At 63.0% G+C, this 15004-nt stretch carries 11 protein-coding genes; 8 read left to right on the forward strand and 3 right to left on the reverse strand.

The window, feature by feature from the left end; translation table 11 throughout:
- The first annotated feature begins 30 nt into the window (after positions 1 to 30).
- Positions 31 to 816 (forward strand): TenA family transcriptional regulator, encoded by a 786-nt coding sequence (locus tag JNA92_RS00730; protein ID WP_241802884.1) that lies wholly within the window; start codon positions 31 to 33, stop codon positions 814 to 816.
- 40 nt (positions 817 to 856) lie between these two features.
- Here JNA92_RS00730 and JNA92_RS00735 read toward each other — a convergent pair whose 3' ends face one another.
- The 3 genes from JNA92_RS00735 to ubiG all read right to left on the reverse strand — a co-directional run bounded on the left by JNA92_RS00735 (position 857) and on the right by ubiG (position 3098).
- Positions 857 to 1597, reverse strand: a complete 741-nt coding sequence (locus tag JNA92_RS00735) for a YciK family oxidoreductase (protein ID WP_241802887.1) — start codon at positions 1595 to 1597, stop codon at positions 857 to 859.
- Between the two features lie 128 nt (positions 1598 to 1725).
- A complete protein-coding gene (gene mupP / locus JNA92_RS00740; RefSeq protein WP_241802891.1) occupies positions 1726 to 2397 on the reverse strand; it encodes an N-acetylmuramic acid 6-phosphate phosphatase MupP in 672 nt (223 codons plus the stop codon).
- 2 nt (positions 2398 to 2399) lie between these two features.
- Positions 2400 to 3098 carry a bifunctional 2-polyprenyl-6-hydroxyphenol methylase/3-demethylubiquinol 3-O-methyltransferase UbiG gene (gene ubiG, locus JNA92_RS00745; protein ID WP_241802900.1) on the reverse strand — a complete coding sequence of 233 codons (699 nt, stop codon included), beginning with the start codon at positions 3096 to 3098 and terminating at the stop codon, positions 2400 to 2402.
- A 110-nt stretch (positions 3099 to 3208) separates the two neighbouring features.
- Here ubiG and mtnA point away from each other — a divergent pair, with 110 nt between their 5' ends.
- The 7 genes from mtnA (at position 3209) to rpsA (ending at position 14707) form a co-directional block, all read left to right on the forward strand.
- Complete coding sequence (mtnA, locus tag JNA92_RS00750) at positions 3209 to 4285, forward strand: S-methyl-5-thioribose-1-phosphate isomerase (RefSeq protein ID WP_241802902.1); 1077 nt, start codon at positions 3209 to 3211, stop codon at positions 4283 to 4285.
- Positions 4286 to 4601: 316 nt separating this feature from the next.
- Positions 4602 to 7373 carry a DNA gyrase subunit A gene (gene gyrA, locus JNA92_RS00755; RefSeq protein ID WP_241802903.1) on the forward strand — a complete coding sequence of 924 codons (2772 nt, stop codon included), beginning with the start codon at positions 4602 to 4604 and terminating at the stop codon, positions 7371 to 7373.
- A 177-nt stretch (positions 7374 to 7550) separates the two neighbouring features.
- On the forward strand, positions 7551 to 8636 hold the full coding sequence (gene serC, locus JNA92_RS00760) for a 3-phosphoserine/phosphohydroxythreonine transaminase (RefSeq protein ID WP_241802904.1): 1086 nt from the start codon (positions 7551 to 7553) through the stop codon (positions 8634 to 8636).
- Positions 8636 to 9730 (forward strand): prephenate dehydratase, encoded by a 1095-nt coding sequence (gene pheA, locus JNA92_RS00765; protein WP_012313288.1) that lies wholly within the window; start codon positions 8636 to 8638, stop codon positions 9728 to 9730. The genes serC and pheA overlap by 1 nt, the downstream gene beginning before the upstream one ends.
- A 253-nt stretch (positions 9731 to 9983) precedes the next feature.
- Positions 9984 to 12224, forward strand: a complete 2241-nt coding sequence (locus JNA92_RS00770; protein WP_241802906.1) for a bifunctional prephenate dehydrogenase/3-phosphoshikimate 1-carboxyvinyltransferase — start codon at positions 9984 to 9986, stop codon at positions 12222 to 12224.
- Complete coding sequence (gene cmk / locus JNA92_RS00775) at positions 12221 to 12907, forward strand: (d)CMP kinase (RefSeq protein WP_241802909.1); 687 nt, start codon at positions 12221 to 12223, stop codon at positions 12905 to 12907. The genes JNA92_RS00770 and cmk overlap by 4 nt, the downstream gene beginning before the upstream one ends.
- Positions 12908 to 13030: 123 nt before the next feature.
- Complete coding sequence (gene rpsA / locus JNA92_RS00780; RefSeq protein WP_012313291.1) at positions 13031 to 14707, forward strand: 30S ribosomal protein S1; 1677 nt, start codon at positions 13031 to 13033, stop codon at positions 14705 to 14707.
- The last annotated feature ends 297 nt before the right edge of the window (positions 14708 to 15004 follow it).

Raw genomic sequence — 15004 nt, forward strand, 5'->3', positions numbered from 1 at the left:
GGTAAATCACAGGGATCAAGGAGCTGAAAAGTGATCGATGCATTCGTCCGTATCGGGCCTTTGATGGACCCGGCCAGTTACCCCCAATGGGCCCAACAACTGATCGAAGACTGCCGCGAGAGCAAGCGCCGGGTAGTGGAACATGAGTTCTACCAGCGCCTGCGCGATGGCCAGTTGCGGCAAGCGACCATTCGCCAGTACCTGATCGGTGGCTGGCCGGTGGTTGAGCAGTTTTCCTTGTACATGGCCCACAACCTGACCAAGACCCGCTATGCCCGCCACCCGGGCGAAGACATGGCGCGGCGCTGGCTGATGCGCAACATCCGCGTGGAGCTCAACCATGCCGATTACTGGGTGCATTGGTGCCACGCCCACGGTATTCACCTGCACGAGCTGCAGTCGCAGGAAGTGCCCGCCGAGCTCAATGGGCTGAACGACTGGTGCTGGCGTGTGTGTACCACCGAGTCGCTGGCCATTGCCATGGCGGCCACCAACTACGCGATCGAAGGGGCGACGGGGGAGTGGTCGGCAGTGGTCTGTGCTGAAGACACCTACGCCATGGGCTTCCCGGAGGACCAGCGCAAGCGCGCCATGAAGTGGTTGAAGATGCATGCGCAGTATGACGACGCCCACCCCTGGGAGGCGCTGGAGATCATCTGTACGCTGGCTGGCGAAAACCCGACCTTGGGGCTGCGCAATGAGCTGCGCAAGGCGGTCTGCAAAAGTTATGACTGCATGTACCTGTTCCTGGAGCGGTGCATGCAACTGGAGGGCCGCCAGCAAGGGCGCATGCGCCCGAGCCTGGCAGCTGGCTGATAGGCCTGGGGCCGCACGGCGGCCCCCTAGGCATGAAGCCTTACTGGGCGTTGAAGGCTTGCCCGTTCACCCCGGTACTGTCCGGCCCCATCAGGTACAGGTACACCGGCATGATCTCTTCAGGCAGCGGGTTGTTCTGCGGGTTTTCGCTCGGGTAGGCCTGGGCCCGCATCGCCGTGCGGGTAGCCCCGGGGTTGATGCTGTTGGAGCGCACCGGTGCCACACCTTCCAGTTCGTCCGCCAAGGTCTGCATCAGGCCTTCGGTCGCGAATTTGGACACACCATAAGCGCCCCAGTAAGCCCGGCCCTTGCGCCCGACGCTGCTGGAGGTGAACACCACGGAGGCGTCTTCCGACAGCTTGAGCAGCGGTAGCAGGGTGCTGGTGAGCATGAACGTGGCATTGACGTTGATGTGCATCACCCGCATGAAGTTGTCGCCGGAAAGCTGTTCCAGCGGGGTGCGTGGGCCGATGATCGAGGCGTTGTTGAGCAGGCCGTCCAGGCGGCCGAACTGGTCCTCGACCATCGCCGCCAGTTCGTCGTACTGGTGGGGCAGGGCGGTTTCCAGGTTGAACGGGATCACCACCGGCTGTGGGTGGCCGGCGGCCTCGATTTCATCGTAGACCTCGTTCAGGTTGGCTTCGGTCTTGCCCAGCAGCAGTACAGTGGCGCCCAAGGCGGCATAAGCCTTGGCGGCGGCTGCACCGATGCCGCGACCAGCGCCGGTGACCATGATGACGCGACCCTGAAGCAGGTCGGGGCGGGCAGTGTAGTCGAACATGCGTTTGTCCTTGGTTTGAAGCGGCAAGCTGCAAGCTTCAAGCCGCAAGCTTCAAGCTGCAAGAGAAAGCGAGCAGCGCGCGGACTGCTTTTTCTTGCAGCTTGCAGCTCGAAGCTTGCCGCTGGTTTTCAGCACCCGCAGAGTGCGGCGTCGAGCACCTTGCGCAGTTCCAGTGGGTGGTCCACCACCACGTCGGCGCCCCAGTTGTTCGGGTTGTCTTCTGGATGAATATAGCCGTAGCGCACAGCCGCTGTGCGGGTGCCGGCATCGCGGCCCGACTCGATGTCGCGCAGGTCGTCGCCGACGAACAGCACGCTGGCCGGGTCCAGGTTCAGGGTCTTGCAGGCCAGGATCAACGGCTCAGGGTCGGGCTTGCTGTTTTTCACGTGATCCGGGCAGATCAGCAGTGCCGAACGCTCGGCCAGGCCCAGGCGCTGCATGATCGGCTCGGCGAAGCGGACCGGCTTGTTGGTCACTACCCCCCACAGCAGGTTGCCTCTCTCGATATCGGCCAGCAATTCGCCCATGCCGTCGAACAGCTTGCTGTGCACCGCGCAATCGCGCTGGTAGCGTTCGAGGAACTCCAGGCGCAGGGCCTCGAAGCCCTCGTCCTCCGGGCTCATGGCGAAGGTCGCGGCGACCATCGCCCGCGCACCGCCAGAAATCACGTCACGGATCAGCTTGTCGTCGATGGCCGGCAGGCCACGCTCGGCGAGCATGGCTTGGCAAATGGCGATGAAGTCCGGCGCCGTGTCGAGCAGGGTGCCGTCCATGTCAAAGAGTACCGCTCGCAAACGCATGCTCATTCCTCGCGCAGGGTCTGGATCATGTAGTTGACGTCCACATCGCTGCTGAGCTTGTAGTGCTTGGTCAGCGGGTTGTAGGTCAGGCCGATGATGTCCTTGACTTCAAGGCCCGCGACGCGGCTCCAGGCACCCAGCTCGGAGGGGCGGATGAACTTCTTGAAGTCGTGGGTACCGCGCGGCAGCATCTTGAGGATGTACTCGGCGCCGATGATGGCCAGCAGGTAGGCCTTGGGGTTGCGGTTGATGGTCGAGAAGAACACCTGGCCACCCGGCTTGACCATGCGGTAGCAGGCGCGGATGACCGAGGACGGGTCGGGCACGTGCTCGAGCATTTCAAGGCAGGTGACCACATCGAACTGCTCGGGCATTTCTTCAGCCAGGGCCTCGGCGGTGATCTGCCGGTACTCCACCTGCACGCCGGACTCCAGCTGGTGCAGCTGGGCCACAGCCAGGGGCGCTTCGCCCATGTCGATACCGGTGACGGTAGCGCCACGCAGGGCCATGGCTTCACTGAGGATGCCGCCGCCGCAGCCGACGTCCAGCACCTTCTTGCCCGCCAGGCTGACACGCTCGTCGATCCAGTTGACGCGCAGCGGATTGATGTCGTGCAGCGGCTTGAACTCGCTCTCGCGGTCCCACCAACGGTGCGCCAAGGCTTCAAACTTGGCGATTTCGGCGTGGTCGACGTTGCTCATTGAACAGTCCTCTGAAACTTCTACGAATTGCGCCGGAGTATACCCGAGCGCCCGAGGCTGTTGGTCGCTATAATCGTCCGCTTTTGATATGCGAAAGTCAGGGAGAGGTGATGCGCGAGCGACTTATGGCGGCGGAGAAGGTGACCGGTATCCGGTGGCACCACGGCGCCTTGCACCTGCTCGACCAGCGCCTGCTGCCTTCGCAAGAACGCTGGCTGGCCTGCGACACTGTCGCGCAGGTGGCGGCGGCGATCCGCGACATGGCTGTGCGTGGTGCGGCGGCCATCGGCATTGCGGCGGCCTATGGCCTGGTGCTGGCCCTGGAAGAGCGCCTGGCCGAGGGCGGCGACTGGGAAATGGACCTGGAAGAGGATTTCCTCAGCCTGGCCGAGGCGCGCCCTACGGCCGCCAACCTGTTCTGGGCGCTCAACCGCATGCGTGAACGCCTGCAGCGCCTGCGCCCGGGCGAGGATGTGCTGGCCGCGCTGGAGGCCGAGGCCGTGGCCATTCATGAAAGCGACCGTGAGGCCAACCTGACCATGGCCCAGCAGGGCATCGAGCTGATCCGCCGCCACCAGGGCAGCGAGCAGGCCCTGCTGACCTATGGCAACTCCGGTGCCCTGGCCAGTGGTGGTTTCGGTACGGCGTTGGGGGTGATCCGCGCGGGCTTTCTCGAAGGCATGGTCGAGCGCGTCTATGCCGGCGAAACCCGGCCCTGGCTGCAGGGTTCGCGCCTGACCGCCTGGGAGCTTGCCAACGAAGGCATCCCGGTGACCCTGTGCGCCGATTCGGCGCTGGCCCACCTGATGAAGAGCAAGGGCATCACCTGGGTGGTGGTCGGCGCCGACTGCATTGCCGCCAACGGTGATGTGGCGAGCAAGATCGGCACCTACCAGCTGGCGGTCAACGCCATGCACCATGGTGTACGGTTCATGGTAGTGGCGCCCAGCACCAGCATCGACCTCAACCTGGCCACGGGTGAAGACATTCCGCTGGAAGAGCGTGATGCCGACGAATTGCTGGATTACGCCGGTACCCGCGTAGCACCGCAGGTGGAAGTGTTCAATCCGGTGTTCGATGTGACCCCGGCTGACCTGATCGATGTGATCGTGACCGAGAAAGGCGTCGTCGAGCGCCCGGATACCGCCAAACTGGCGCAATTGATGTGTCGCAAGCGCCTGCATTGAGCGTTTGGGGTGGGGGCAGGAGAGGGGGTGCGCATGGCCGGGCGCCGGCAATGCGGTATCGGCGGCGATCGCGCCAACAATCCCCCACAAAACCCCCTGTACCCCCTGCGCCATATCTCCCCACCGCCACTGCCTTTGTGATAACATCCGGCAGTTTCCAAGACCGCCCATGACGGCGGCCTTCATTGCGCAGATCCATGGCACAACTCATTGATTTGTCGTAAGTCGTCGCACCCTTAATGCGCTGCGGCGGCGAGCTTCGTTCGGCCCTTGATGGAGCTGCGAAGTTTCACCAGAAAAAGGAATCAGGCTTCTCATGGGCGAACTGGCCAAAGAAATCCTCCCGGTCAATATCGAAGACGAACTGAGACAGTCTTACCTCGACTACGCGATGAGCGTGATTGTCGGGCGAGCGCTGCCCGATGCACGTGACGGCTTGAAGCCCGTGCATCGTCGCGTTCTCTATGCGATGAGCGAACTGGGCAACGACTGGAACAAGCCGTACAAGAAATCCGCCCGCGTGGTCGGTGACGTGATCGGTAAGTACCACCCGCACGGCGACACTGCGGTCTACGACACCATCGTGCGTATGGCCCAGCCCTTCTCGCTGCGCTACCTGCTGGTCGACGGCCAGGGCAACTTCGGTTCGGTCGACGGCGACAACGCCGCGGCGATGCGATACACCGAAGTGCGCATGGCCAAGCTGGCCCACGAGCTGCTGGCCGACCTGCACAAAGAAACCGTCGACTGGGTGCCCAACTACGACGGCACCGAGCAGATCCCGGCGGTCATGCCTACCCGCATCCCCAACCTGCTGGTCAACGGTTCCAGCGGTATTGCCGTGGGCATGGCGACCAACATTCCGCCGCATAACCTCGGTGAAGTCATCGACGGCTGCCTGGCGCTGATCGACAACCCGGAAGTCACCGTCGACGAGCTGATGCAGTTCATCCCCGGCCCCGACTTCCCGACTGCCGGCATCATCAACGGCCGCCAGGGCATCATCGAGGCGTACCGTACCGGCCGTGGCCGCATCTACATGCGCGCGCGCTCCGAGATCGAAGACATCGACAAGGTCGGTGGCCGCCAGCAGATCGTCGTCACCGAGCTGCCGTACCAGCTGAACAAGGCGCGTCTGATCGAAAAGATCGCCGAGCTGGTCAAAGAGAAGAAGATCGAAGGCATCACCGAGCTGCGCGACGAGTCCGACAAGGACGGTATGCGCATCGTCATCGAGCTGCGCCGCGGCGAGGTGCCGGAGGTGGTGCTCAACAACCTCTATCAGCAAACCCAGCTGCAGAGCGTGTTCGGCATCAACGTGGTGGCACTGATCGACGGCCGCCCACGTGTGCTCAACCTCAAGGACCTGCTCGAAGCGTTCGTCCGCCACCGCCGTGAGGTGGTCACGCGCCGTACCGTGTTCGAGCTGCGCAAGGCCCGTGAACGTGGCCACATCCTTGAAGGCCAGGCGGTCGCGCTGTCCAACATCGACCCGGTCATCGCCCTGATCAAGGCATCGCCAACGCCGTCCGAGGCCAAGGAAGCACTGATTTCCACTGCCTGGGAATCCAGCGCCGTGCAGGTCATGGTCGAGCGCGCCGGCGCCGATTCCTGCCGCCCGGAAGACCTGCCGGAACAATACGGCCTGCGCGAAGGCAAGTATTACCTGTCGCCGGAACAGGCCCAGGCGATCCTCGACCTGCGCCTGCACCGCCTGACCGGCCTGGAGCACGAGAAGCTGCTGGCCGAGTACCAGGAAATCCTCGAGCAGATCGGCGAACTGATCCGCATCCTCAGCAGCGCCGAGCGCCTGATGGAAGTGATCCGCGAAGAACTCGAAGCGATCCGCGCCGAATACGGCGATGCGCGCCGCACCGAAATCCTCAACGCCAGCCACGACCTCAACTACGGCGACATGATCCCGGAAGAAGAGCGCGTGGTGACCATCTCCCACGGTGGCTATGCCAAGACCCAGCCGTTGTCCGCTTACCAGGCCCAGCGCCGTGGCGGTAAAGGCAAGTCGGCGACCGGCGTGAAGGACGAGGACTACATCGAACACCTGTTGGTCGCCAACAGCCACGCCACCCTGCTGCTGTTCTCGAGCAAGGGCAAGGTGTACTGGAAGAAGACCTACGAGATCCCAGAGGCATCCCGCGCTGCGCGTGGCCGCCCGCTGGTCAACCTGCTGCCGCTGGAGGAGGGTGAGCGCATCACCGCCATGCTGCAGATCGACCTCGAGGCCCTGCAGCAGAGCGCCGACCCGGACGAAGAGCTGGAGGACGGCGACGAGGGCGTGATCGAAGGTGAAGTGGTCGAGGTTGAAGAAGTCGACGAAGAAGACGGCGACACGCCTGAGTGGGTGGCTGAGCCGACCGGCGCGTACATCTTCATGGCCACTGCTTCCGGTACCGTCAAGAAAACCCCGCTGGTGCAGTTCGCCCGTCCGCGCTCCAATGGCCTGATCGCCTTGAAGCTCAAAGAAGGTGACACCCTGATTGCCGCGGCCATCACCGATGGCGCCAAGGAAGTCATGATGTTCTCCGACGCCGGCAAGGTGATCCGCTTCGCCGAGAGCGTGGTGCGCGAAATGGGCCGTACCGCCCGTGGTGTGCGCGGCATGAAGCTGGGCAAGGGCCAGCAGATCATCTCGATGCTGATCCCGGAGTCTGGCGCGCAGATCCTCACAGCATCCGAGCGTGGCTTTGGCAAGCGTACCCCGCTGTCCAAGTTCCCGCGCCGCGGCCGTGGTGGCCAGGGCGTGATCGCCATGGGTACCAAGGGGCGCAACGGCCTGCTGATCGGTGCTATCCAGGTGCAGGAAGGTGAAGAGATCATGCTGATCTCCGACCAGGGCACCTTGGTGCGGACACGGGTTGGCGAGGTATCCAGCCTCAGCCGGAACACCCAGGGCGTAACCCTGATCAAGCTGGCTGCAGACGAAACGCTGGTAGGCCTGGAGCGTATCCAGGAGCCTTCCGAGGAAGAGCTCGACGAACTGCTCGGGACGGACGAGGAGGGCGTTGAAGTCGAGGCGCCGGAAGCGGCGGACGATGACAATGCGGGCGCCGAAGAGGCACCGCAAGAGTAAGCAAGCGCAACAACCCGAACGGGGCGACCAAGGTCGCCCCGTTTGACTGATTACAGGCCGGTGGGGGCCGGCTTGCCGGCGATGGGCTGCGAAAGCGGCCCCGATTCCACCGGGCTTCCCTGCAGGGCCAGGCCTGCAAGTTACGATTTTGTTCTATTTGGCAGAGCGAGAGTGGATGTGAGCAAACGAGCCTTTAACTTCTGCGCAGGCCCTGCCGCGCTTCCTGAAGCTGTCCTGCAGCGCGCCCAGGCCGAAATGCTGGACTGGGGTGGCAAGGGCTTGTCGGTGATGGAAATGAGCCATCGCAGCGACGATTACGTGGCCATCGCCGAAAAGGCCGAGCAGGACCTGCGTGACCTGCTGTCCGTCCCCTCCAACTACAAGGTCCTGTTCCTGCAGGGCGGCGCCAGCCAGCAGTTCGCCGAGATCCCGCTGAACCTGCTGCCGGAGAACGGGACTGCCGACTACGTCGAAACCGGTATCTGGTCGAAAAAGGCCATCGAAGAAGCGCGCCGTTTCGGCAACGTCAACGTCGCCGCCAGCGCCAAGCCTTACGACTACCTGGCCATCCCTGGGCAGAACGAGTGGCAGCTGACCAAGAACGCAGCGTACGTTCACTACGCATCCAACGAGACCATCGGCGGCCTGCAGTTCGACTGGGTACCGCAAACCGGTGACGTCCCGCTGGTGGTGGACATGTCCTCCGACATCCTCTCGCGCCCGATCGACGTGTCGCAGTACGGCCTGATCTACGCCGGCGCGCAAAAGAACATCGGCCCGAGCGGCCTGGTGGTGGTGATCGTCCGTGAAGACCTGCTGGGCCACGCCCGCAGCAGCTGCCCGACCATGCTCGACTACAAGGTCTCGGCCGACAACGGTTCGATGTACAACACCCCGGCCACCTATTCCTGGTACCTCTCGGGCCTGGTGTTCGAGTGGCTCAAGGAGCAGGGTGGCGTCGACGCCATGGAACAACGCAACCGCGCCAAGAAAGACCGCCTGTACGGGTTCATCGACGCCAGCGAGTTCTACACCAACCCGATCAGCCACAACGCCCGTTCGTGGATGAACGTGCCGTTCCGCCTGGCCGATGAGCGCCTGGACAAGGCCTTCCTGGCCGGCGCCGATGCCCGTGGCCTGCTCAACCTCAAGGGCCACCGCTCGGTGGGCGGCATGCGCGCTTCCATCTACAACGCCCTGGGCCTGGACGCTGTCGAGGCGCTGGTGGCCTACATGGCCGAATTCGAGAAGGAGCACGGCTGATGTCCGAACATGAGCTCAAGGCGCTGCGCGTGCGCATCGACAGCCTTGACGAGAAAATCCTCGAGCTGATCAGCGACCGCGCCCGTTGCGCCCAGGAAGTGGCCAAGGTCAAGACCGCCTCGCTGGCCGAGGGCGAGCAGCCGGTGTTCTACCGCCCTGAGCGTGAAGCTGCCGTGCTCAAGCGTGTGATGGAACGCAACAAGGGGCCGCTGGGCAACGAAGAGATGGCGCGGTTGTTCCGCGAGATCATGTCGTCCTGCCTGGCCCTGGAAGAACCGCTGAAAATCGCCTACCTGGGGCCTGAAGGCACCTTCACCCAGGCCGCGGCCATGAAGCACTTCGGCCACGCAGTGATCAGTCGGCCGATGGCTGCCATCGACGAAGTGTTCCGTGAAGTGGCTGCCGGCGCCGTCAATTTCGGCGTGGTGCCGGTGGAAAACTCCACGGAGGGTGCGGTCAGCCACACCCTGGACAGCTTCCTTGAGCACGACATGGTGATCTGCGGCGAAGTGGAGCTGCGCATCCACCATCACCTGTTGGTGGGCGAAAACACCAAGACCGACAGCATCACCCGCATCTACTCCCATGCCCAGTCGTTGGCCCAGTGCCGCAAATGGCTGGACGCGCACTACCCGAATGTGGAGCGCGTGGCGGTGTCGAGCAATGCCGAGGCGGCGAAGCGGGTCAAGGGTGAGTGGAATTCGGCGGCGATCGCCGGCGATATGGCGGCCAACCTGTACGGGTTGACCCGCCTGGCCGAGAAGATCGAAGACCGCCCGGACAACTCCACGCGCTTCTTGATGATCGGCAACCAGGAAGTGCCGCCGACTGGCGACGACAAGACGTCGATCATCGTTTCGATGAGCAACAAGCCAGGTGCCTTGCACGAATTGCTGGTACCGTTCCATGACAATGGCATCGACCTGACCCGCATCGAGACCCGCCCGTCGCGCAGTGGCAAGTGGACCTATGTGTTCTTCATCGACTTCGTTGGCCACCACCGCGACCCGCTGATCAAGGCGGTGTTGGAGAAGATCAGCCAAGAGGCTGTGGCGCTGAAGGTGTTGGGTTCGTATCCAAAGGCGGTGCTTTGATCCAAGCTCGCCGGGGCCGCTATGCGGCCCATCGCCGGCAAGCCGGCTCCCACCGGTACAGCGCAGGCCCAAAATTCGCGCCGTACCTGTAGGGCCCAGCTTGCCATCGATGGCCAGCAAAGCAGCCCACAGGCACAGCCCAAACCGTAAAACTTGCGCCGTACCTGTGGGAGCCGGCTTGCCGGCGATGGGCTGCACAGCAGCCCCCTGCGGTCTCACAGACTGTCCTGATTTCTGAACAGGGTTCGCACCAGTGGTAATTGCAGCAAACAACAAACCCGCACCACTCATCGGCCGCCTCGTCGTGGTGGGCCTGGGTCTGATCGGCGGCTCCTTCGCCAAAGGCCTGCGTGAAAGCGGCCTGTGCCGCGAAGTGGTCGGCGTCGACCTGGACGCCCCTTCACGCAAGCAAGCTGTGGCCCTGGGTGTGGTCGACCGCTGCGAAGAAGACCTCGCCGCCGCCTGTGTCGGCGCCGACGTCATCCAGCTGGCGGTGCCGATCCTGGCCATGGAAAAGCTCCTCGCCCGCCTGGCACAACTGGACCTGGGCAACGCCGTCATCACCGACGTCGGCAGCGCCAAAGGCAACGTGGTGCGTGCTGCGCGTGAAGTGTTCGGCGAGCGCCTGCGCCACTTCGTGCCCGGCCACCCCATCGCCGGGTCCGAACAAAGCGGGGTGGAGGCCTCCAACGCCACCCTGTTCCGCCGCCACAAGGTCATCCTCACGCCCCTGCCCGAAACCGACCCCGCCGCCCTGGCCCTGGTCGACCGCCTGTGGCGTGCGCTGGATGCCGACGTGGAGCACATGCCGGTCGAGCGCCACGACGAAGTGCTGGCCGCCACCAGCCACTTGCCACACCTGCTGGCGTTCGGCCTGGTCGATTCGTTGGCCAAGCGCAATGAAAACCTTGAGATCTTCCGGTACGCTGCCGGTGGTTTCCGCGATTTCACCAGAATCGCCGGCAGCGATCCGACCATGTGGCATGACATATTCCTCGCCAACCGCGAGGCTGTCTTACGCACCCTGGACACTTTTCGCAGCGACCTCGACGCCTTGCGCGACGCGGTCGATGCAGGGGACGGGCACCAGTTGCTGGGTGTATTCACCCGCGCTCGGGTTGCCCGCGAGCATTTCAGTAAAATCTTGGCCCGCCGGGCCTATGTGGACGCTATGAACGCCAACGATCTGATTTTCCTGGCCCAACCGGGTGGCCGCCTGACCGGGCGAATCCGCGTACCGGGCGACAAGTCGATTTCCCACCGTTCGATCATGCTCGGCTCCCTGGCCGAAGGCACGACCGAAGTCGAAGGCTTCCTCGAAGGTGAGGACGCCCTGGCGACCCTTCAGGCTTTCCGTGACATGGGGGTGGTCATCGAAGGCCCGAACCACGGCCGCGTGACCATTCACGGTGTGGGCCTGCACGGCCTCAAGCCACCGCCCGGCCCGATCTACGTGGGCAACTCCGGCACCTCGATGCGCCTGCTCTCGGGCCTGCTGGCCGGCCAGTCGTTCGACGTGACCATGACCGGCGACGCGTCGCTGTCCAAGCGCCCGATGAACCGCGTGGCCAACCCGCTGCGTGAAATGGGTGCTGTGGTCGAGACCGGCCCGGACGGCCGCCCACCGCTGACCATCCGCGGTGGCCACACCCTCAAAGCGCTGACCTACACGCTGCCGATGGCCAGTGCCCAGGTCAAATCCTGCTTGCTGCTGGCTGGCCTGTACGCCGAGGGCAAAACCACCGTTACCGAGCCTGCGCCCACCCGTGACCACACCGAGCGCATGCTGCGCGGCTTCGGCTATGCGGTAGAGTCCAACGGCCCGGTAGCTTCGCTGCAGTCCGGCGGCAAACTCACTGCCACCCGCATCGAAGTGCCAGCAGACATCTCGTCGGCCGCGTTCTTCCTGGTGGCAGCCTCCATCGCCGAGGGCTCGGAGCTTGTGCTCGAACATGTCGGCATCAACCCGACCCGCACCGGTGTCATCGACATCCTGCGCCTGATGGGCGGCGACATCACCCTGGAAAACCAGCGTGAAGTCGGCGGTGAGCCGGTGGCCGACCTGCGGGTGCGCGGTGCCAAGCTCAAGGGTATCGATATCCCTGAGCACCTGGTGCCGCTGGCCATCGACGAATTCCCGGTGCTGTTCGTGGCCGCCGCCTGCGCCGAAGGGCGCACCGTGCTGCGTGGCGCCGAAGAGCTGCGGGTGAAGGAGTCTGACCGCATCCAGGTGATGGCCGACGGCCTGATCGCCCTGGGCGTGAAGTGCGAGCCGACCCCCGACGGCATCATCATCGACGGTGGCCAGATTGGCGGTGGCGAAGTGCATGGCCACGGCGACCACCGCATCGCCATGGCCTTCAGCGTTGCCTCGCTGCGCGCCAGCGCACCCATCCGCATCCATGATTGCGCCAACGTCGCCACCTCGTTCCCCAACTTCCTCGCGCTGTGCGCCGAAGTGGGTATTCGCGTGGCAGAAGAGGGCAAGTCGTGAATGCTCAAGCGCCGGTCATCACCATCGATGGCCCGAGCGGCTCGGGCAAGGGTACGGTCGCAGGCCTGTTGGCGCGCGAACTGGGTTGGCGGTTGCTGGATTCCGGCGCGCTTTACCGTCTGCTGGCGTTCAACGCCAGCAACCACGGTGTCGACCTGACCAACGAAGAGCTGCTCAAAAAACTGGCCGCCCATCTGGATGTGCAATTCATCGCCGCCGAGCCGGGTAAGCTGCAAAAAATCATTCTCGAAGGTGAGGACGTCAGCAATGTCATCCGCACCGAGACGGTGGGTGCCGGGGCGTCGATGGTCGCCTCCCTGCCGGCAGTGCGTGAAGCCCTGCTGCAGCGCCAGCGCGCTTTCCGCGAAGCGCCGGGCCTGATCGCCGATGGCCGCGACATGGGTACCGTGGTGTTCCCCGACGCGCCACTGAAGGTGTTTTTGACCGCCAGTGCCGAGGAGCGTGCCCGCCGCCGCTACCTGCAGTTGAAGGGCAAAGGCGATGATGTTAGTCTGTCGAGTCTGCTAGATGAGATTCGTGCGCGCGATGAGCGCGACACCCAGCGCGCAGTGGCCCCGCTCAAGCCGGCGGCCGATGCCATACAGCTGGATTCCACGGAGCTGTCCATCGAGCAGGTGCTGCACCGTATCAGGAGCGAGCTCGCCCAGCGCGACTTGGTCTGATCGTCAGGAAAGCAGGCAGGGGCACCAGTCAACGTCCTGCCCGTTTTCCTTTACTTAACGAAACCCACATTGTCTGGAGTGTGGCGATGGGCGTCTGTTTCGCCCGAATCTACAGGAATTAAAATGAGCGAAAGCTTTGCAGAACTCTTTGAAGAAAGCCTGAAAACCCTTAATCTTCAGCCGGGTGCGATCATCTCCGGTATCGTTGTCGACATCGACGGCGACTGGGTTACCGTACACGCTGGCCTGAAGTCCGAGGGCGTCATCCCGCTCGAGCAGTTCTACAACGAAGCTGGCGAGCTGACCATCAAGGTCGGTGACGAAGTTCACGTTGCGCTGGACGCGGTCGAAGACGGCTTTGGCGAAACCAAACTGTCCCGTGAAAAAGCCAAGCGCGCCGAGTGCTGGATTGTTCTGGAAGCAGCTTTCGCCGCCGAAGAAGTGGTCAAGGGCGTTATCAACGGTAAGGTTAAGGGCGGCTTCACTGTCGACGTTAACGGCATCCGTGCGTTCCTGCCGGGCTCCCTGGTTGATGTCCGCCCTGTGCGCGACACCACCCACCTGGAAGGCAAAGAGCTGGAATTCAAGGTCATCAAGCTGGACCAGAAGCGCAACAACGTTGTCGTTTCCCGTCGCAGCGTGCTGGAAGCCGAGAACTCCGCCGAGCGCGAAGCCCTGCTGGAAACCCTGCAGGAAGGCCAGCAAGTCAAAGGTATCGTCAAGAACCTCACCGACTACGGCGCATTCGTGGACCTGGGCGGCATCGACGGCCTGCTGCACATCACCGACATGGCTTGGAAGCGCATCAAGCACCCATCGGAAATCGTTAACGTTGGCGACGAAGTCGACGTACGCGTTCTGAAGTTCGACCGTGAGCGTAACCGCGTTTCGCTGGGTCTGAAGCAGATGGGCGAAGATCCGTGGGTTGCTATCACTGCGCGTTACCCAGAAGGTACCCGCGTACAGGCTCGCGTTACCAACCTGACCGACTACGGCTGCTTCGCTGAGCTGGAAGAAGGCGTTGAAGGTCTGGTACACGTTTCCGAAATGGACTGGACCAACAAGAACATCCACCCGTCGAAAGTCGTTCAGGTTGGCGACGAAGTGGAAGTCATGGTTCTGGACATCGACGAAGAGCGTCGTCGTATCTCCCTGGGCATCAAGCAGTGCAAGTCCAACCCATGGGAAGACTTCTCCGGCCAGTTCAACAAGGGTGACAAGATCACCGGTACCATCAAGTCGATCACCGACTTCGGTATCTTCATCGGCCTGGACGGCGGCATCGACGGCCTGGTTCACCTGTCCGACATCTCCTGGAACGAAACCGGCGAAGAAGCCGTACGTCGTTTCAAGAAGGGCGACGAGCTGGAAACCGTCATCCTGTCGGTTGACCCAGAGCGCGAGCGCATCTCCCTGGGCATCAAGCAGCTGGAAGACGATCCGTTCTCCAACTTCGTTGCTGTCAACGACAAGGGCGCTATCGTCAAGGGCATCGTGAAAGAAGTTGACGCCAAAGGCGCCATCGTTACCCTGGCCGACGACATCGAAGCCACTCTGAAAGCTTCCGAAATCAGCCGTGACCGCGTTGAAGACGCGCGTAACGTTCTGAAGGAAGGCGAAGAGATCGAAGCCAAGATCATCAGCGTTGACCGCAAATCGCGCGTCATCAGCCTGTCGATCAAGTCGAAAGACGACGCTGAAGAGCGTGAAGCCATCCAGAGCCTGAAAAACGCTCCGGAAGCGGCTGCCGATACCACCATGGCTGCGCTGCTGCGCGAAGCAATGGCCAAGCAGAACTAAGTTCTGTTTGATCGGTGTAAAAAAGGTGGCCTTCGGGCCACCTTTTTTTATACCCAAAATTCCCCACCCCAACGCCACTCCCCCGGTAAGACCCAGCTTGCCGGCGATGTCCTGCAAAGCAGGCCCAACCGCGTCGACACCACCGCGCAAAGCATCGCCCAGTGCACAGCCAAGCTCTGTATGCCCAGCGTAAAAAGCGTACCCTCCAGCCCGCTCATTCCAATCCCGAAATCCCCCCAGCCTAACGCCATCCCCTGTATATCCCGGCCCGCCCACGCTCCCCCACAAAGCTCCCCC

Source organism: Pseudomonas putida (assembly GCF_022627325.1).
In the GTDB taxonomy this organism is placed as follows: Bacteria; Pseudomonadota; Gammaproteobacteria; order Pseudomonadales; family Pseudomonadaceae; genus Aquipseudomonas; species Aquipseudomonas putida_X.